This window comes from Mycobacterium sp. NS-7484 (assembly GCF_001953975.1).
Taxonomy (GTDB): Bacteria; Actinomycetota; Actinomycetes; order Mycobacteriales; family Mycobacteriaceae; genus Mycobacterium.
The window spans coordinates 12,988-28,998 of the sequence record NZ_MBEJ01000062.1; the positions used below are offsets into that span (position 1 = coordinate 12,988).

At 66.7% G+C, this 16,011-nt stretch carries 25 protein-coding genes; 8 read left to right on the top strand and 17 right to left on the bottom strand.

Annotated features, from left to right (window positions below):
- Window positions 1-50 precede the first annotated feature (50 nt).
- The 7 genes from ccsB to A5733_RS27900 form a co-directional block, all read right to left on the bottom strand.
- Window positions 51-1,031 carry a c-type cytochrome biogenesis protein CcsB gene (gene ccsB, locus A5733_RS10705; RefSeq protein ID WP_076240091.1) on the bottom strand — a complete coding sequence of 327 codons (981 nt, stop codon included), beginning with the start codon at window positions 1,029-1,031 and terminating at the stop codon, window positions 51-53.
- On the bottom strand, window positions 1,028-2,548 hold the full coding sequence (locus tag A5733_RS10710) for a cytochrome c biogenesis protein ResB (RefSeq protein WP_233152668.1): 1,521 nt from the start codon (window positions 2,546-2,548) through the stop codon (window positions 1,028-1,030). Before A5733_RS10710 ends, ccsB begins: the two co-directional genes overlap by 4 nt.
- 122 nt (window positions 2,549-2,670) lie before the next feature.
- A complete protein-coding gene (locus tag A5733_RS10715; RefSeq protein ID WP_067775983.1) occupies window positions 2,671-3,450 on the bottom strand; it encodes a cytochrome c biogenesis CcdA family protein in 780 nt (259 codons plus the stop codon).
- Window positions 3,447-4,070: a TlpA disulfide reductase family protein gene (locus tag A5733_RS10720; RefSeq protein WP_067775986.1), complete on the bottom strand. Its 624-nt coding sequence runs from the start codon at window positions 4,068-4,070 to the stop codon at window positions 3,447-3,449. The genes A5733_RS10715 and A5733_RS10720 overlap by 4 nt, the downstream gene beginning before the upstream one ends.
- Entirely contained in the window at window positions 4,071-4,658 is a 588-nt protein-coding gene (locus A5733_RS10725; RefSeq protein WP_083666107.1) for a histidine phosphatase family protein, read from the bottom strand.
- 20 nt (window positions 4,659-4,678) lie between these two features.
- Entirely contained in the window at window positions 4,679-5,989 is a 1,311-nt protein-coding gene (gene hemL, locus A5733_RS10730; protein WP_076240093.1) for a glutamate-1-semialdehyde 2,1-aminomutase, read from the bottom strand.
- Between the two features lie 83 nt (window positions 5,990-6,072).
- Window positions 6,073-6,264: a hypothetical protein gene (locus A5733_RS27900; RefSeq protein WP_233152669.1), complete on the bottom strand. Its 192-nt coding sequence runs from the start codon at window positions 6,262-6,264 to the stop codon at window positions 6,073-6,075.
- Window positions 6,265-6,281: 17 nt separating this feature from the next.
- Between A5733_RS27900 and A5733_RS10740 the strand changes: the two genes are divergently transcribed.
- The 7 genes from A5733_RS10740 (at window position 6,282) to A5733_RS10765 (ending at window position 9,941) form a co-directional block, all read left to right on the top strand.
- On the top strand, window positions 6,282-6,506 hold the full coding sequence (locus A5733_RS10740) for a type II toxin-antitoxin system CcdA family antitoxin (RefSeq protein WP_076240170.1): 225 nt from the start codon (window positions 6,282-6,284) through the stop codon (window positions 6,504-6,506).
- A complete protein-coding gene (locus A5733_RS10745; RefSeq protein WP_076240094.1) occupies window positions 6,503-6,913 on the top strand; it encodes a type II toxin-antitoxin system VapC family toxin in 411 nt (136 codons plus the stop codon). Before A5733_RS10740 ends, A5733_RS10745 begins: the two co-directional genes overlap by 4 nt.
- Before the next feature lie 89 nt (window positions 6,914-7,002).
- Window positions 7,003-7,386, top strand: coding sequence for a nitroreductase family deazaflavin-dependent oxidoreductase (locus A5733_RS10750; RefSeq protein ID WP_076240095.1), 384 nt, complete (start codon window positions 7,003-7,005; stop codon window positions 7,384-7,386).
- 148 nt (window positions 7,387-7,534) lie between these two features.
- Complete coding sequence (locus tag A5733_RS10755; RefSeq protein ID WP_076240096.1) at window positions 7,535-8,107, top strand: CsbD family protein; 573 nt, start codon at window positions 7,535-7,537, stop codon at window positions 8,105-8,107.
- Entirely contained in the window at window positions 8,104-8,772 is a 669-nt protein-coding gene (locus A5733_RS10760; RefSeq protein WP_076240097.1) for a hypothetical protein, read from the top strand. Before A5733_RS10755 ends, A5733_RS10760 begins: the two co-directional genes overlap by 4 nt.
- 153 nt (window positions 8,773-8,925) lie before the next feature.
- Complete coding sequence (locus tag A5733_RS28090; protein ID WP_255376482.1) at window positions 8,926-9,060, top strand: hypothetical protein; 135 nt, start codon at window positions 8,926-8,928, stop codon at window positions 9,058-9,060.
- Window positions 9,061-9,299: 239 nt separating this feature from the next.
- A complete protein-coding gene (locus tag A5733_RS10765; RefSeq protein ID WP_076240098.1) occupies window positions 9,300-9,941 on the top strand; it encodes a hypothetical protein in 642 nt (213 codons plus the stop codon).
- On the opposite strand, the gene A5733_RS10770 is transcribed toward A5733_RS10765, so the two are convergent.
- The 4 genes from A5733_RS10770 to A5733_RS10785 all read right to left on the bottom strand — a co-directional run bounded on the left by A5733_RS10770 (window position 9,898) and on the right by A5733_RS10785 (window position 12,118).
- The gene (locus A5733_RS10770; protein ID WP_369830925.1) at window positions 9,898-10,341 is read right to left on the bottom strand and encodes a pyridoxamine 5'-phosphate oxidase family protein; all 444 of its coding nucleotides are present in this window, start codon (window positions 10,339-10,341) and stop codon (window positions 9,898-9,900) included. The genes A5733_RS10765 and A5733_RS10770 overlap by 44 nt on opposite strands.
- 74 nt (window positions 10,342-10,415) lie before the next feature.
- A complete protein-coding gene (locus A5733_RS10775) occupies window positions 10,416-10,610 on the bottom strand; it encodes a hypothetical protein (RefSeq protein ID WP_142253923.1) in 195 nt (64 codons plus the stop codon).
- A 43-nt stretch (window positions 10,611-10,653) separates the two neighbouring features.
- Window positions 10,654-11,268 (bottom strand): TetR/AcrR family transcriptional regulator, encoded by a 615-nt coding sequence (locus A5733_RS10780; RefSeq protein ID WP_076240100.1) that lies wholly within the window; start codon window positions 11,266-11,268, stop codon window positions 10,654-10,656.
- Window positions 11,255-12,118 carry an oxygenase MpaB family protein gene (locus A5733_RS10785; RefSeq protein WP_076240101.1) on the bottom strand — a complete coding sequence of 288 codons (864 nt, stop codon included), beginning with the start codon at window positions 12,116-12,118 and terminating at the stop codon, window positions 11,255-11,257. The genes A5733_RS10780 and A5733_RS10785 overlap by 14 nt, the downstream gene beginning before the upstream one ends.
- A gap of 135 nt (window positions 12,119-12,253) precedes the next feature.
- Between A5733_RS10785 and A5733_RS10790 the strand changes: the two genes are divergently transcribed.
- Window positions 12,254-12,694, top strand: a complete 441-nt coding sequence (locus tag A5733_RS10790) for a low affinity iron permease family protein (protein ID WP_369830926.1) — start codon at window positions 12,254-12,256, stop codon at window positions 12,692-12,694.
- Window positions 12,695-12,706: 12 nt separating this feature from the next.
- Here the strand turns inward: A5733_RS10790 and A5733_RS10795 are convergent, their stop codons facing one another.
- Genes A5733_RS10795 through hemB form a run of 6 tightly spaced genes read right to left on the bottom strand, consistent with a single transcriptional unit; the run spans window position 12,707 to window position 15,952 of the window.
- A complete protein-coding gene (locus A5733_RS10795) occupies window positions 12,707-13,477 on the bottom strand; it encodes an APH(3'') family aminoglycoside O-phosphotransferase (RefSeq protein WP_076240102.1) in 771 nt (256 codons plus the stop codon).
- The gene (locus A5733_RS10800; RefSeq protein WP_076240103.1) at window positions 13,474-13,701 is read right to left on the bottom strand and encodes a hypothetical protein; all 228 of its coding nucleotides are present in this window, start codon (window positions 13,699-13,701) and stop codon (window positions 13,474-13,476) included. Before A5733_RS10800 ends, A5733_RS10795 begins: the two co-directional genes overlap by 4 nt.
- Complete coding sequence (locus A5733_RS10805) at window positions 13,698-14,183, bottom strand: DUF3093 domain-containing protein (RefSeq protein ID WP_076240104.1); 486 nt, start codon at window positions 14,181-14,183, stop codon at window positions 13,698-13,700. The genes A5733_RS10800 and A5733_RS10805 overlap by 4 nt, the downstream gene beginning before the upstream one ends.
- On the bottom strand, window positions 14,173-14,580 hold the full coding sequence (locus A5733_RS10810) for a hypothetical protein (RefSeq protein ID WP_076240105.1): 408 nt from the start codon (window positions 14,578-14,580) through the stop codon (window positions 14,173-14,175). Before A5733_RS10810 ends, A5733_RS10805 begins: the two co-directional genes overlap by 11 nt.
- Window positions 14,581-14,600: 20 nt before the next feature.
- Entirely contained in the window at window positions 14,601-15,023 is a 423-nt protein-coding gene (locus A5733_RS10815; RefSeq protein WP_076240106.1) for a hypothetical protein, read from the bottom strand.
- Complete coding sequence (gene hemB, locus A5733_RS10820) at window positions 15,020-15,952, bottom strand: porphobilinogen synthase (protein ID WP_067776032.1); 933 nt, start codon at window positions 15,950-15,952, stop codon at window positions 15,020-15,022. The genes A5733_RS10815 and hemB overlap by 4 nt, the downstream gene beginning before the upstream one ends.
- Window positions 15,953-16,011 lie beyond the last annotated feature (59 nt).

The window sequence follows — 16,011 nt, forward strand, 5'->3', positions numbered from 1 at the left end:
TAGCGCGGTCCTCGAAGCGGATACCCACGCGGTGTGAATCGCGCTGAGGGCTAACCGACGCCGGCGTAAGAATGCAGACCCACCGTCACCAGGTTGATGAAGAACAGGTTGAAGACCATCGCGACGAAGCCCACCACGTTGATCCAGGCGGCCTTTCGATCACGCCAACCCGCGGTCGAGCGGGCATGCAGGTACGCCGCATAGACCACCCACGCGATGAACGACACCGTCTCCTTGGGGTCCCAGCCCCAGTAGCGGCCCCAGGCCTCCTCGGCCCAGATGGCGCCGAAGATCACGCCGAAGCCGAAGATCGGGAACGCGAAAATCGTGGTGCGGTAGGCGATCCGATCCAGCGTCTGGGCATCGGGCAGCCGTGAGATGACGCGGCCCAGGCCGTTGTCCCGATCGGCCAGCGGCGACATCTTGAGCAGAAACAGGATGCTGGCCACACCGGCGACCAGGAACACCCCGGAGCCGAGGCTGACCACCGACACGTGAATGGGCAGCCAATAAGACTGCAGCGCAGGCATCACCGGGGCGGCGTTGGAGTACAGCCAGCGTCCCGACACCGTCAGCAGGATCAGCACCGGCACCAGAACGAACACCCACAGCGCGCGGTACTGCGGCTTGCGCAGCACGACCGCCGCCGCGACCAGGCCGCAGAAGCTGGTCAGGTTGATGAACTCGTACATATTGCCCCACGGCACCCGCGAGGTGGCCAGGCCACGCAGCACGATGCAAATGAACAACATGCCGATGCCGACATAGGTCAGGGCCAGACCGGTCTTGCCGACGCGCTCGTCGAACGACCGCCGCGGTTCCTCGACGACGACGCCGGGCGTTGTGCTGTCGGCGCCCACGCGCGAGCCCGCGGTGGCCCCGACCAGTTCCCTGGATTCGACTTTGCGGCCGCGGCTGTAGGCGAGTTCGATGGCGAGCAGGATCAGCCCGCCGACCAGGATCAGCACCGACGACGTGAACGCCCAGTCGGAGTATCTGGCCAGCCCGATGTCGATGTGCTCGGTGTTCATGCGTCCTTCTCTCCCGCCGGCGCGATGTAGCCCTCCAACAACCGCCCGGTCAGCTTCTCGAACTCGTCGCCCCAACCGGAGTTATCGGTACGGGCCAGCCCGCCCAGCTCGACGTTCACCGTACCTGCAGAAGCGGGCTGAATCCGAACCCAGATCCGACGCCGGCGCACCACCAACGACACCAGCAACCCGGCCATCATCGACATCGCGAACACCAGCACCCACACCTGGGCCGGGTCGTGGGAGACCTGCAGGTTCACGAACGGGACGGCACCGTCGAACCGGACCTTGGTGCCGTCGTCGAGCGTGGTGTCCTGACCTTCGACCAGGTTCACCCGGGCCACCTTCGTCAGCCGGTTCTGACCGATCAGCCGGGGATCGAGGGTGAACAGCGACTGCGGCCGGCCGGTGTCCAGCCCGGTGTCACCGCGGTAGATGTCCACCGCGACGGCGGGATCGTCGAGCGCCGGGAACTTCGACGACAGCAGCGTGCCCTCGAGTTCCTTGGTGGGCGCGAACAGGCCCTGGATCGCGATCTGGTGCTTACGGCGCTCGTCGGGGTTGGGATACGTGCCCGCCGGCGGGTCGATGCGCATGACGCCCGACGACAGCAGGGTCAGCTGCTCCTCGGGCCGCCACTGGATGGTCTGGGTGCGCTGCTGCCCGTCGGGGAAGGTCACGGTGAACGTCGGGGCATATCCGTGGCCCTGCAGGTACACCCGATCCCCGCCGATCCGCAGCGGGTGGTTGACCTCCAGGCGGTACGGCTGCCAGGTGTTGGCGGCCAGATCGTCACCGGCCTGGTAGTCGATGTCGGCAGCGAACGACAACGCCTGACCGGTGGGCAGATAATGCGCGTCGAAGTCGTTGACCCGCAGGCACATCGGGTTCAGTGCGGTGCCGTCGACGGTGTTGCCGGCCCGGAAGGAGTCGAACGCGGCCGGCGAGGCGGTGCAGAACCCCGGGCCGCCGTCGGCGATCACGATGACATTGCCCTCGTAGCCGAACAGTTTGCCGACCGCCACGGCAGCCAACAGGCCCAGCAGCGAGAAGTGGAAGACGATGTTGCCGAACTCGCGCAGATACCCCTTCTCCGCTGAGATTTCGGTGATCCCGTCGTCTTGCTGCCGGGTGACCGTGCGCCAGCCCTTGAGCCGCTTCGTCACCGTTTCGGCGAGCTCGGCGGGCTCGGCGCTCACCTGGTCGTCGTAATGCTTGGGCAACCGGCCCAGGTTGCGCGGTGCCGGCACCGGCACTGCGCGCAGGCTGCGGAAGTGCTCGATCATGCGCGGGGTCAGGCATCCCACCAGCGAGATGAACAGCAGCACGTAGATCGCGGTGAACCAGAAGCTGGAGAACACGTCGAAGGCCTGCACGCGGTCCAGCCACGGCCCGATGGTGGGATGGGCGGCCAGGTATTCGTCGACCTTGGACTCGTTGAGGCTGCGTTGGGGCAACAGCGCACCGGGGATCGCCGCCAGCGCCAGCAGGAACAGCAGCACCAGCGCGGTGCCCATCGACGTCAGGGTCCGCCAGGTGTTGCGGATCAGCGCGAAACCTCTTTGCGCGAGCAGACGCAAACCCGTACCAAAACGCTGATTTTTGTGCTGGTTTGTGTCTGCTCGCGGAGACACTTGGGTCATATCGGCAGCCTCACGTCACTGACGAATGCGTCGCGCACCCACGACACGAACTCGTTCCACAATCCGGTCACCAGGGCGGCGCCCACCAAGATCAACAACACCCCGCCGAAGATCTGGATGGTGCGGGTGTGCCGACGCAACCAGCCCAGGCCGGTGACCGCCCGCGCCGAGCCCAGGGCCAGCACCACGAACGGGATACCCAGACCGAAGCAGTAGGCCAACACCAGCACCACCCCGCGCGCCACCGTGGCCCCGTCGGTGGCCGAGGCCACCGCGATCACCCCGGTCAGCGTCGGCCCCAGGCACGGCGTCCAGCCCAGGGCGAACACCGCGCCCAGCAGCGGCGCCCCCGCCATGGTGGACCATTGCCGCGGCGCGAACCGGGCCTGACGCTGCAACGCCGGGATGAAGCCCACGAACACCAGCCCCATCACGATCGTCACCACACCGCCGATGCGTTGCAGCAGAACCTGATTGACGATCAGCGTGGTGGTCATCCCGAGCACCGCCACCGCGCCGAGCAGGAACACCACGGTGAAGCCCGCCACGAACAACGCCGCCGCCCCGGCCACCCGCCACCGCGCGGTCTTGACACCGACGGCACCCGACACCGCATCGGACTCGTCGACCCCGACGACCGCCGCCAGATACGACAGGTACCCGGGCACCAGCGGCACCACGCACGGCGAGGCGAAGGACACCAACCCGGCCAGCACACTGATGCCCAGCGCCAGCAGCACCGGCCCGGCCGCGGCGATCTCGGCGAAACCGGTCACTTCTGTGCGCCTTCCGGCGCCGGTCCGGGTTCCTTGGTCAATCTGGCCAAGAGCGGCTCGAGATCCTCGGCCAGCAGTTCACGCAGGAACACCGCGGCGACCCGGTGTTGCCGGTCGAGCACCACGGTCGAGGGGATCACCGTGGTCGGGTACTTGCCCCCGAAGGCGATCATGGTGCGCATCGCCGGGTCGTAGATCGACGGAAAGGTGACCTTGCGGTCGGTGACGAAATCGACTGCGGCCTGGCGGTTGTTGTCGCGCACGTTGATGCCCAGAAACGCCACGCCCTGATCGTGCGTCTCGGTGTAGACCTTCTCCAGCTGACCGATCTCGGCCCGGCACGGCCCACACCACTGGCCCCAGACATTGATCACCACGACCTGGCCGGCGAAATCGTCGAGGGAGATGGTCTTGGCCGGGTCGGTCAACGAAGGCCCCGTCAATTTTCCTGGGCGGCCGCGGCTTTCGGGTGGGTCGTAGAAGATGTCGGTCTTCCCGCCGGGGGCGACGAACTCGAAGGTGCCGCCCTGGGCCACCGCGTCGTCACCCGTGGAGCATCCGGTGAGCAGCACCAGCCCCGCCAGCACCGCCACGCTCACCCGGGCGAACAACGACCTCATTCAGATGCCCCAGGGCTCCGTGTAACCCCACCGGATCAGCTTGTCGTCATCGAAGGTGAACGACGTGATCGAGGACAGGTTGCACAACCGGCTGTGCGGCAACGGCAGATGGGCCAGCTTGCGTCCGATCATCGCCCGGCGCAGCGTCTCGACCGGAAGCTGATGGCTCACGCATACGGCTTCGTGGCCGGCCGCCTTCTCCCGGGCCCGGTGCATCGCCGCCATCATCCGGGGCGCGATCTCCTCGTAGGGCTCACCCCACGACGGTTTGGCGGGATTGCGCAGCAACGGCCAGTTACGTGGGTCGCGCAGGGCGCCGTCCCCCGGGGACACCCGCTTGCCCTCGAACATGTTCCACGACTCGATGAGATCGTCGTCGGTGGCGATCGGCAGACTGTGCTTCTCGGCGATCGGCGCGGCCGTCTCCTGCGCCCGCTCCAGCGGCGAGGCCACCACGTAGACGATGTCCTGGTCGGCCAACCAGTCCGCGGCAGCCTGCGCCTGCGCCCGGCCACGCTCGGAGAGGTGATAGTCCGGCAACCGCCCGTAGAGCACCTTCTCGGGGTTGTGGACCTCGCCGTGGCGCATCACGTGCACTGTCGTTCTTGTCACGCTGTGGCCTCCGCGGCGGCACGGGCTGCGCCGGGCAGCGCGTCGGCGATCCGCGAGAACGCCTCGTCGTCCAAAACGCTTGACACAAACCAGGTTTCGAAGGCGCTACACGGCGGATAGACCCCGGCCTCCAGCAACGCATGGAAGAACGGTGGGAAGCGCCAGGTTTCGGTGTCCTTGGCGGTGGCGAAGTCGGTGACCGGCCCCTCGGTGAAGAACACGCTGAGCATGTTGCCGGCGCGCTGAACCCGGTGCGCCACACCGGCATCGGTCAACGCACCGGTGAGCAGACCGGCCAACCGGTCGGCGTTGGCGTCCACCCGGGCGTAGGCGGCGTCGTCGGCGTGACGCAACGTGGCCAGCCCGGCCGCCATCGCCACCGGGTTACCCGACAGGGTGCCGGCCTGATAGACCGGCCCGAGCGGGGCCAGCCGACCCATCACCTCGGCGCTGCCGCCGAACGCCGCGGCCGGCAGGCCACCACTCATCACCTTGCCGAACGTGAAGATGTCGGCGTCGACGGGCTCCAGTCCGTACCAACCCGAACGGCTCACCCGGAAGCCGGTCATCACCTCGTCGAGGATCAGCAGCGCGCCGTGGGCCGCGGTGATCCGGCGCAACGCGGCGTTGAATCCGGGCAGCGGCGGCACCGTGCCCATGTTGCCCGGGCTGGCTTCGGTGATGACACAAGCGATTTCGTCGCCGAATCGACCGAAGATCTCCTCGACGGCCTCGACGTTGTTGTACGGCAACACGATGGTGTCGGCCGCAGCCGCGCCGGTGACTCCCGGCGAGGACGGCAGTCCCAGGGTGGCGACGCCGGAGCCGGCGTCGGCCAGCAGCGCGTCGCTGTGCCCGTGATAGCAGCCCGAGAACTTGATGATCTTGGCGCGCCCGGTGTAGCCGCGGGCCAGCCGGATCGCGCTCATGGTCGCCTCGGTGCCCGAGTTGACCAGACGCAACCGCTCGACCGGGGACACCCGAGCGATGATCTCGGCGGCCAACTCGGTCTCCGACGGGGTCGGGGCACCGAAGCTCAGACCGTCGGCGGCCACCTTCTGGACCGCCTCCACGACCGCCGGGTGCGCGTGGCCGAGCAGCATCGGCCCCCACGAGCAGACGAGGTCGACGTAACGATTGCCGTCGGCATCGGTGAGCCAGTAGCCCTGGGCGGAGGTGATGAACCTCGGGGTGCCCCCGACGGAGTTGAAGGCACGCACCGGGGAGTTCACCCCACCGGGGATAACTGCGCACGCGTCGGAGAACAGCTGGGCCGATCGCGGTGTGTGCGCTTGGTCAACACGCATGGCCACCAGTGTCCCAGCCGGTGCAAATGCGTCAACTACAGGGTGTAGTGGGCAGGGTCACCCATTCGTGTCACCCGCCCGCGTCACCCGACCGGTGTCAACGCGAACACCGGATGGTCGGCGTCATCGGGCAGATCGCGAAAGTAACCCTCCACCACCTTGCGGACGAACCACGGCGGTTTGAGATAGGCCATGTGTTCAGTCTCGGTGCTCGCCGTCGGTCGCGCCAAGGGATCGATCCGGTGGACAGCGAGATCCCCGATGGAAGCGGACACGTGTGTATAGTGTGTGTATGGCACGGCTGAATGTCTATGTCCCAGATGAGCTGGCCGATCGGGCGCGCTCAGCCGAGGTCAACGTGTCCGCAATAGTGCAGAAGGCCCTCACCGAGGAGCTCGATCGCAGAGCGACGAACACTTGGCTCGACGCGCTTGCGCCGCTGCGCGGCCGTCGATCACACGAGGCGGCCATAACCGCCTTGGACGAAGCTCGCGACGAGTTCGGTGGGCCGCAATGAGCGCTGGGCAATCCCCAGCCGAGCATGTGGTGATCGATGCCTCCGCCCTTGTCGAGTTGTTGGGCGACTTCACGTACAGCGCGACGGTGCAACAGCGTCTACGCGACACCCGCATGCATGCGCCAGCGCATCTTGACGCAGAAGTCTTGTCGGCGTTGGGGCGACTCAACCGCGCAGGGACGATCGATGCTATCGACGTCGAAGCCGGACTCAACCGACTGGCGCACCTCCCGGTGCAACGTCACGACCTCGACTCGCTCATCCTCGGCGCATGGGCGCGTCGGGCAGACATCCGGCTGCTCGACGCGCTTTATGTCGAGTTGGCCAGTCAGCTCCGAATGCCGCTGCTCACCGTCGATCGCAAGCTTGCCCGCATGTGTGGCATAGCTGAGGACCTCACGGCCTGATCTCGGCCGGATGAAATACCTCGGAGAAACCGATCGAAATCCGACCGTAGTAGGTTGTGACGCCTGTCGCGGCTGCGATTGAATCGGGTATGCAGTTGCCGCAATGGCTGGCCCGTGTCAACCGGTATGTCACCAATCCCATTCAAAAACTCTGGGCCGGCTGGGCGCCGCTGTACGGCATCCTCGAACACGTCGGGCGCACGTCCGGCACCCGCTACCGCACTCCCCTGTCGGTGTTTCCCACCGATGAAGGCGTCGCGATCCTGCTCACCTACGGCCCGAACCGGGACTGGCTCAAGAACATCACAGCCGCCGGACACGCCCAGATGCGCCGCCACGGCAAGACCATCCACCTCACCGATCCCCGGGTGGTGACGAAAGCCGAGGCGGCCGCCCGGGTGCGGGGCCGGGTGCGCCGGGTCTTCGAACGTGTGCCGGTCGAACAGGCGGTATTGCTTCGCCGGGTCGCCTGACCGGGTACGACGCCGGGCGCGCGGCGAAGTGGCGCGACTGTGTCCCCGGACACTGTCGGGTTTGACTTCGGTGAACCGGCGGGTACGCGGCCTGTCACGAAAGCACTCCACTGTGGCCGACCGGCCAGGAACCGGAGAAGGGGCTGACATGGCCAAACACAGCAGGGCAACCGAGGCGCGCGAGGGCTTGATCGACTCGGTGAAGGGAAAAGCCAAAGAGATCGTCGGCGCGTTGACCGACAACGACTCGTTGACCGCCGAGGGCCAGTTGGAGCAGAGCGCCGCCAAGGAGCGGCGAGCGGCCAACAACGCCGAGGCCATTGCCGACGCCGAAGCCAAGGAGGCCCGGGCAGAGGCCGGCGAGGCGCAACGTGACGCGGCGCAATCCCGTAGTGAGGTCCAGGCCCGTACGGAGGCAGTCGAGAATTCCGTGGACCTTTCCCGGGCGGCCCAGAAGCGTTCGGCCGAGCAGGCCGGCCGCCACGCCGTCCAACAGGCGACCACCCGGGCTGAGCTCGACGCACAAGCCGAGATCGAACGGGCCAGAACCGAGGAGAACGCCGAAGTCGGCGCCGCGGTGGCCGATGTGGCCGACGCGGTCGAAGAGCACCGTGAAGCCGTCGCCGAGGCCGCCGAGACAAAGGTAGAAGCCGAGCGCTGGCGCGAGGCGGCGGATCAGATATCCGCCGACCTCCCCGAGAACCCCGAGGAGAAGCGATGAATGTCATGGAAATCCCGTTCGCCGCGCTGCGCCTGCAGTACCGGATCGCGCGGTTCCCGCTTCAGGTGGTCGACGACCGGCTGATCTCGAAGTTGGACCCGGAATCGCCGGCGCGCCTGTTGTACCAACGTTCGCTCGGCTCGCTGGACGCCGGGATCGGTGGCGCGTTGGGCGATACCGAGCTCGAGCAGCGCGGCACCGCGCTGCGTGAGCGCAGCGACGCGCTGGCCCGGGCCGCCACCCTCGATGCCGTCGCCGAGGGCGAGTTGAAGGAGGCAGACGCCGAACTGGCGGCGGTCCGCGACCAGGCCGCCGAGGATGTCTCAGAGGCGCACGACGACCGCAAACGCCGGACCACCCAAGCCCGCCAGACCGCCACCCAACGTAAAAGCACTGCCGCGCAACGGGTTCAGAAGCAAACCGCCGAAGCAAAGCGACGCGTCGACGAGGTGGCCGCCCGCCGGAAGAATTCTGCAGAGGCCGCCGGGGCGGCGGAGCTGGCCGAGATCCGGGCGGACGAGCAGAGCGCGAAGGCCGACGCCGAGGACAAGTTGGACGACGCCACAGCGGCCCGGCAATCCGCGGCCGACAAGCGCGTCAAGGCCGACAAGCTCGATGACTTGGCCGACACGGAAGCGGAGAACCGGCGGCGCGAGAACGCCTGACCCGACAACCATCCTCGACCCCTGGGGCCATCCGCCCCGGGGGTCGAGTGGCATCTGGGCGCGGTGAAAGCCGGAGGCAAAACGACCGACTGGCTTTTATTTTTTTCTGATGTATGGTCGGCCTCAGTGATTGTTTGCGAGTAAGGAGCAACGATGGCTGATAAATCTCAAGGTCGCGCGCCCAAAAAACCGGCGATGACCATCAAGGAACGCCGGGCGGCAAAGCGCGACAAGGCCGCAGAGGCCGGCGAGACCATTCCGAGGCGCAAGCGCCCGGACCGGGCCTAACACCTCTGGACTGCAGTTTTTCCGGCCACCAGCCGTCAGCGCACCGGCTTCACCGCGCCTCGCACGGCTGGGCCGGATTTTCTTCGCATGAAACTGCCGCATCGGAAATTCGAAATTCCGTCGAAATTCCGTCGGCCCGCCCCGATGTATTAGCCGGGCTGGATGATTTTGCGAAAAAATCGATGGGACGACCCTATGACAATTCTTTATTGACGTGGAGAACGGCGGGTGGAACTACAGTGGCGGATCGAGATTCCGCCGGCCCGCAGGTGCTGGTGCTCGGTTGGCTGACGGATGTCTCCGGGGCGATCACCGCCGCGCTGGGCCGAAGCCACATCGCCGTCAAACACGCCCACCCGCCGGTGACCCACAAAACGTTCCGGCAACGGTGGCGTACAACGGAATCGGCAGCGCCGCCGTTGAGCGCAGCCGAGATCGACTCGATCGAATCGGTGATCGCCATTTTCGACGGACACACCGTGCGGGCCCGGTTCGGCGGGCGTCAGAACTGCGCCTCACGGCGCCGGCTGCGCACGAGCGCGAACGAGGCGTGCGATTCCACGACCGCGGCCGCGCTCACCGTGGGCGCACGGCGGGTTCTGCTGATCTGCGACGCACGGCGGCTGCCGGCACGCCGACGCGCGCACGCAGCGAGCTGGACCCGCGATCTGGCCCACCGGATCGGGTACGAATGTTCGGTCAACGGCCTACCTGACAACGCGTCGTACGCGGTGATCGAATCTGACGCCGAGGTCACCGAGATCGCCGACGTCGTCGTGGGATGGCATGACAGCGCAGGACCGGGGTGGCCGTTGCGCCCAGCACGGGAGGGCACGGTCACGTCCGCCAGTTCAGCACCTCGCCAGCACCGGCCGTCATGACAGTGCCGGGCATCACCCGCAGCCGGTAGGGGGTGAGCCGCAGGGCGGCGAACTCGTCGGACGTCGGTCCAGCGCTCCACTGCGGGATGATGTGCGGGTCGTAGCCCACCGGCGCGGGTCCGTTTACGAACCGGTCCCAGACCTGGGTACAGGTTTCGTCGTCGGTGTACCACTCGACCAGGCAGTCGGCCGCACATGTGTCATGGGTGGGACTCCAGTAACTGACCGAGACATACGGGTGTACCGACAGGTGAGCGCGCTTGACCGGGCTCGGCACCGTCGCGACCCAGCCAAACAGATCGGTCCCATCCCAATCCCAGATCGGGTGCAGGATGCGGGTGCGCGGATGACCGTCGGCGTCGACGGTGGCCACCGAGGCCCAGACGATCTGATGAGCCATCGTCACGAAGGCGGGGGCAATGCGCTCCAGCGGGGTCACATACGTCACCTTAGGCAACGCGGCATCCCCGACGGTTATTGATCGTTGTCGTCCTGGCCGTACACGGGCTTGCCTTCATCGTCGACCCAGTCGTTGACGGCGGTACCCGAGACGGTGCCGTCGCTTCCGGGCAAGACGGCCGTCGGGCGCGAATCGTCATACGACTGCATGATGCGTTCAGCTTCTTTGTGGTGTTCCTCGGTGACTTCCGGGGGTTCCTGAGTAGTCATGGCTAACGGCTGCCCCAAAATGTGATCCACCAAACAGCGCGGCTCAGGCCGGGACGGTACGCAGCGAGGCCGGCAGGCTGGGCAGGAAATGCCTGGTGGCAAAGGCCCGGATGTCCTCGGCGGTGTCCAGAGGTTCGACGCTGGGAAGCAACAGGACCATCGCCGCGTACCGCAGGATGGTGTCGGCCAGATCGTTGACCGCCTGTTCCCCGATCCGCTCGGCGAAGCCGGCCGGAAAGATCACCTTCAGCGCCGCGGCCATCCGTTCGATCGCGGCGCCGTAATGGGTGTGCAGCATCTCCATGACCAAAGCCGGTTCGTCGGCGATCAGCCGGTTGAGCACATGGTGACGCCGGAACCGCAGGATCGACAGAGTGAACGCCTCGACGTAGTAATTCGCTTGGGGCCCGGCACTTTTCAGCTCGTTGGCGATATCGGCGAACAACGCGACATTCTCGCGTTCGATCACCGCCCCCACCAACTCGTCACGGTTGGCGAATCTGCGGTAGATCGTCGTGCGGCTGACCCCGGCCCGACGCGCCACATCGTCGAGCGCGACGCGGCGCAGGCCGTGCCGTTCGAACTCGATGAGGGCCGCGTCCAGGATTGCCGCCGTCGCGGGCGACGAATCAGACCGCGTCGAATCAACCCCGGGCATAGCCTTTTTGGGCAAATTTGTTGTAGCGGACGCTCATCGGTAGATGATCCCACAGCCAGTTCACCGGACGGCTCCGCCAGAATGCGGCGAACCGCTGGTAGTTGCGTTCCTGACGCTCGCTCCACGGCAGGTCGAGCAGATCACGGGCGCGCGGCGGCAGGCCACCGGCGGTCAGGAACGCCGCGACGGGGTTGAACACCGTGGCGACGATCCGCCACACCGCCGGGTGTACGGCCTTGGGGCACGGGAATCCCTTGGTGACATAGCCGACGCCGTAGCGGGCCGACTTGTGTGGGACGGCAACCTCGTTGAGCATCCGGTCCCAGTACTGTTCGAACTCGGCGTAGGTGGCCGGCATCGGCCGGTCGCTGACCCCGTAGCGGCGGTACCAGGTCTTGGACTCCAGATAGATCTGTTCCTTCTCCGCGTCGCTGAGGCGTTTCACGAAGGTGTCGGCGAAATAGAAGATCTGCTCGACGAACGTCGCGTGGGCCCAGAAGTAGGTGTCAGGATCGAGTGCGTGGTACCGCGACCCGTCCGGCATATCGCCCTTGACGTGGTGGTGGAAGTCGCGCACCTGCAGGCCCGCGTTGTTCTCCTCGGAGCCGTAGACGGTGCGAAAGATCGGCGGGATGGTGCGCTTGAGCCGCTCGGCGGTGTCGGCGAAGAACGTCGAATGGTCCAACACGCCCTGGCCGAGTTCGGCCAGCATGTTCTGCAGGACGGCGGGTCGTGGTCCGATCAGGTACATCCGGTTGTCGCCGAAGTACTTCCAGACCAGCGATTCGGGGCCAAGAGGCAAGGCGTCGGCTTCCTGAGGCTGCTGAGGCTGCTCGACCAATTCAGTCATGGACACAGTGTTACAGATTTTGCACTTTGTACCAAGAGGTGTGTGACGACGCTCACCGGAGCCGCCGTACACGCGGCTGACCTGCGGTTGAAAAGCAATTCGGGGTATTCAACGTCGGTGACCACTTCTTCAGCGGTGAGTGAACCCGCCAATTCCGACAAACCCGGCAAATCTGGCCAATCTGGTAAGCCGTCGCTGCCGAGCCAGGTCGACGACGAGGTGCCCCTCTTTGACCGCTTCGCCACCAGCGTCGCCGATCGGGTGTCCAAGGCCTGGTTCTTCGTGGCCTGTGTGTTGATCGTGGTGATCTGGGCGCCCACGTTCGTGGTGCTGGATCTCGACACGTGGCAGTTGATCATCAACACCCTGACCACGATCATCACGTTCCTGCTGGTGGCGCTGCTGCAGAACACCCAGACCCGTAACGACAACGCGCTGCAGCACAAGCTGAACGCCATCGCCGACGCGCTGTCGGACCTGATGCGCGAAGTGGGCGGTGACGATCACCGCCTCGACAAAGACCGTAAGGAGCTGCACGCCGCGGTGGGTCTGGAAGACCACGAGAGCACCGACTGACGCGGCGCGACGTCACCCCCAGGTCAGGGGGTCCAGCGCGAGGTAGAACCGCAGACGTTCCTCGTCGATCGGCCCCGGATAGCCTGCGGCCAGACCTGCCACGGCGGCCGCGTCGAAGCCGGGAAAGGTGTCAGCGGTATTGGCCGACAGCAACGCCAGATCGGCATGCCGATCGGCGAGGCCGAGTCGTCCCAGGTCCACGAACCCCTCGACCGCCAACCGGTCTGGGTCGATCACGATGTTGGGCAGACACAGATCGCCATGGCACACCACGAGGTCGCCGGATTCTTGCCGGCGCCGCAACTGGACCTCACGTTCGACACGCGCCAGCAGTTGGGCGGCCGGGACATCCCGGGCTTCGTCGCGTAAGAACTCGCGGTCGACCGCGGCGGCAGCAACGGTTGCCCGGGCCCGGGCCATCATGTCGTCCACGTCGCGGCGATACGGACAACCCTCGACCGCGATGGCGTGCAGGTCCACGACGGCAGCCACGATCGCCGGCCAGGATGCCCGCACGATCGCCTCCGGCAGCCGATCCGCCGTGACACCGCCGAGGGCACCGGTGATCAGGAACGCGCCGCCGTCGTCGTCGATACCCCAGTCGATCACCGTCGGACACGGCACATCCTGGCTACGCGCCCACGAAAGCCGGTCCCGTTCGTCGGCCAGATCGGCCACACCGGCGGGCCCGACCGTCTTTGCATACCGCGCACCGTCGGCGCTGCGGAACACCGCTGCGCCGGACTCCCCGCCGGACACGCCATGCCAATCCGTCACGGTCAGCGCCGCAGTCGCGCGATGCCCACCACGATCAGCACACCGGCCAGCCCGGCCAGGATCAGTGACAACACGAGCAGTGGCGACGAGTACGTCACCGCGGTCGTGGCAGGCTCGCCATCCAGCACCGGCGCCACGTCGACCGTGCGGGCGGCCGCGTGCCAGCTCAGCACGCAGCCCACCGCGGCGACCGCGGCCACCAGGAACTCGACGACAGCCCGGCGTTTCACTGGATGCGCTCCTCGACCAGTGCCTCCAGCGCTACACGCAGCTTGCGGTGCTTTCGCGCCCACGCCTGCGCATTGCGCTTACCGGTGAGCTTGAGCCCGATACCGGTGCGTCCTCGCGGCACGCCGGTGAGCTCACCGAGTGCCCGCGCGGACTGCCATTTCGGCACCTCGGAACCCGACGCTTCGGGATAGATTTCCACGATTTCGTCGACCCGTGTCGACTCGGCGCCCTGACGCAAGGTGTCGGCGGTGAGCTCGACCGAGGTGTGGATCCGCGCGGCCTTGATCTGGATCGCCACGAACCCCGACACCAACACCAGGAACACCAGCGGGATCCACAGATCGTGGCCGTATCCGCCGGTCTTCTGCAGGATCGCCATCCCGATCCCGGCGAACGGCCCCAGCAGCAGCCACGCCCAGCTCGCGCCCTGCTCGTAGAACAGCACCTTCGGGGCAGCCTTGCTCACCGGCTCACTCACCATCGACTCCCCTCCGCAGCGACAGCGCGCTCAGGCCGGTCCCCACGATCAGCAACACCACACCGAACACCGTGAGAATGTGGACCACGCCGAACCGCGCAGTCAACGCCACGATGACCGTGATCGCCAACGACAAGGCGATCGCCGCCCGCAGATAACGGCGGTCACCGGTACGGCTGCGGCCGGCCAGGAAGGCCATGCCGAGCCCGGCGAGAGCCGTCAGCACCCCGCCGCCGCGGAATAGCCAGGTGTCCAGCCCCGGCAGGCTCACCGATGCCGCGATCATTCCGCCGACGATCAGCAGAACCGAGGCCACCAGCCAAAAGGAGAAGCCGACGGTCGCCACGAGCGGCCGGTTCGGGGCTGGGTGGGACTCTGACGACGCGGGCGTTGCAGGCATTGTCGGCAAAGCGTAGCGAATCAGCGGGTGAAGAAGGCGTCGGCGTCCTTGCGGTAGAGCAGGTACAGCCCGCCGGCGATCAGTACCGAACCGACGATCGCGGTGACCGCATAACCGACCGCAGCGGCGTCCTGGCGCTCACCGGTCAGCAAGCTGGTGACCGAATGCAGGATCGCCACCAGTCCCCCGCTGGTCAACACCGTGCGTGCCCAGCGATAGCCCTGGCGCAGGAGCACCAGGAAGGCACCCACGATGGAGGCCAGGACCGCCAGGAACATGATCGAGAAGACGACGGTCATCGAGCGTTGGGCGCCCGAGCCGGATCCGGTCAGCGCGTCGACGAGATACCCGAGCACCATCAGCACCAGCGCCGCCGTCCACAACCAGAACCCGGTGTCGACGTCGGCGGGACGCCCGGTGGGGTCAGGGTGCGGTTCGGTCACGCGAGCCAGCCGGCGACCTCGGCCGCCCAATAGGTCAACACGATGTCGGCGCCGGCCCGCCGGATCCCGATCAACGATTCCAGCGCGGCGGCCTGCAAGTCGATCCAACCGTTGGCCGCGGCCGCACAGATCATCGAGTACTCACCTGAAATCTGGTATGCGGCAACGGGTACCGGTGAGATGTCGGCGGCGGCGCGCACCACGTCGAGGTAACTCATCGCGGGCTTGACCATCACGATGTCGGCGCCCTCGTCCAGGTCGAGCTCGATCTCGTGCACGGCCTCTCGGATGTTGCCGGGATCCTGCTGATAGGTGCGCCGGTCTCCGGTCAGGCTGGAGGACACCGCTTCCCGGAACGGGCCGTAGAACGCCGAGGCGAACTTGGCCGCATAGGCCAGGATGGCCACGTCGGTGTACCCGGCCGCGTCCAAGCCGTCGCGGATCGCGGCCACCTGGCCGTCCATCATGCCGCTGGGGCCCACCACGTGTGCGCCCGATTGCGCTTGTGCCACAGCGAGTTCCACGTAACGGGCGTTGGTGGTGTCGTTGTCCACCCGGCCGGTGGCATCCAGGACGCCGCAGTGGCCGTGATCGGTGAACTCGTCCAGGCAGGTATCGGCCATCAGCACGGTGGCATCGCCGAGGTCCTTGGCCAGATCCCGCAACGCCACGTTGAGGATGCCGTCCGGGTGCACGCCGACGGCTCCGGTCGGATCCTTGTCCTCGTCGCGGGGTACGCCGAACAGCATCAGCCCGCCCACTCCCGCGGCTACCGCGTCGGCGGCCGCCCGGCGCAACGAATCCCTGGTGTGTTGCACCACGCCGGGCATCGAGGAGATCGGCCGCGGCTCCGTGATGCCGTCGGCGACGAACATCGGCAACACCAGATGCCGTGGCTCCAACGAAGATTGGGCGACCAGACGACGCATCGCCGGGGTCGAGCGCAGACGACGGGGACGATGCCTCGGGAAAGCCACTAGCTGGTCTC

What these genes read in the sequence shown, in the direction of transcription:
- ccsB (WP_076240091.1), bottom strand. Translation starts at nt 1,031, where the DNA reads ATGAACACCGAGCACATCGACATCGGGCTGGCCAGATACTCCGACTGG.
- A5733_RS10710 (WP_233152668.1), bottom strand. Translation starts at nt 2,548, where the DNA reads ATGGGCACCGCGCTGGTGCTGCTGTTCCTGCTGGCGCTGGCGGCGATC.
- A5733_RS10720 (WP_067775986.1), bottom strand. Translation starts at nt 4,070, where the DNA reads ATGAGGTCGTTGTTCGCCCGGGTGAGCGTGGCGGTGCTGGCGGGGCTG.
- A5733_RS10725 (WP_083666107.1), bottom strand. Translation starts at nt 4,658, where the DNA reads ATGCGCCACGGCGAGGTCCACAACCCCGAGAAGGTGCTCTACGGGCGG.
- hemL (WP_076240093.1), bottom strand. Translation starts at nt 5,989, where the DNA reads ATGCGTGTTGACCAAGCGCACACACCGCGATCGGCCCAGCTGTTCTCC.
- A5733_RS10740 (WP_076240170.1), top strand. Translation starts at nt 6,282, where the DNA reads ATGGCACGGCTGAATGTCTATGTCCCAGATGAGCTGGCCGATCGGGCG.
- A5733_RS10745 (WP_076240094.1), top strand. Translation starts at nt 6,503, where the DNA reads ATGAGCGCTGGGCAATCCCCAGCCGAGCATGTGGTGATCGATGCCTCC.
- A5733_RS10750 (WP_076240095.1), top strand. Translation starts at nt 7,003, where the DNA reads ATGCAGTTGCCGCAATGGCTGGCCCGTGTCAACCGGTATGTCACCAAT.
- A5733_RS10755 (WP_076240096.1), top strand. Translation starts at nt 7,535, where the DNA reads ATGGCCAAACACAGCAGGGCAACCGAGGCGCGCGAGGGCTTGATCGAC.
- A5733_RS10760 (WP_076240097.1), top strand. Translation starts at nt 8,104, where the DNA reads ATGAATGTCATGGAAATCCCGTTCGCCGCGCTGCGCCTGCAGTACCGG.
- A5733_RS28090 (WP_255376482.1), top strand. Translation starts at nt 8,926, where the DNA reads ATGGCTGATAAATCTCAAGGTCGCGCGCCCAAAAAACCGGCGATGACC.
- A5733_RS10770 (WP_369830925.1), bottom strand. Translation starts at nt 10,341, where the DNA reads ATGGCTCATCAGATCGTCTGGGCCTCGGTGGCCACCGTCGACGCCGAC.
- A5733_RS10775 (WP_142253923.1), bottom strand. Translation starts at nt 10,610, where the DNA reads ATGACTACTCAGGAACCCCCGGAAGTCACCGAGGAACACCACAAAGAA.
- A5733_RS10780 (WP_076240100.1), bottom strand. Translation starts at nt 11,268, where the DNA reads ATGCCCGGGGTTGATTCGACGCGGTCTGATTCGTCGCCCGCGACGGCG.
- A5733_RS10785 (WP_076240101.1), bottom strand. Translation starts at nt 12,118, where the DNA reads ATGACTGAATTGGTCGAGCAGCCTCAGCAGCCTCAGGAAGCCGACGCC.
- A5733_RS10805 (WP_076240104.1), bottom strand. Translation starts at nt 14,183, where the DNA reads ATGGTGAGTGAGCCGGTGAGCAAGGCTGCCCCGAAGGTGCTGTTCTAC.
- A5733_RS10810 (WP_076240105.1), bottom strand. Translation starts at nt 14,580, where the DNA reads ATGCCTGCAACGCCCGCGTCGTCAGAGTCCCACCCAGCCCCGAACCGG.
- hemB (WP_067776032.1), bottom strand. Translation starts at nt 15,952, where the DNA reads ATGCGTCGTCTGGTCGCCCAATCTTCGTTGGAGCCACGGCATCTGGTG.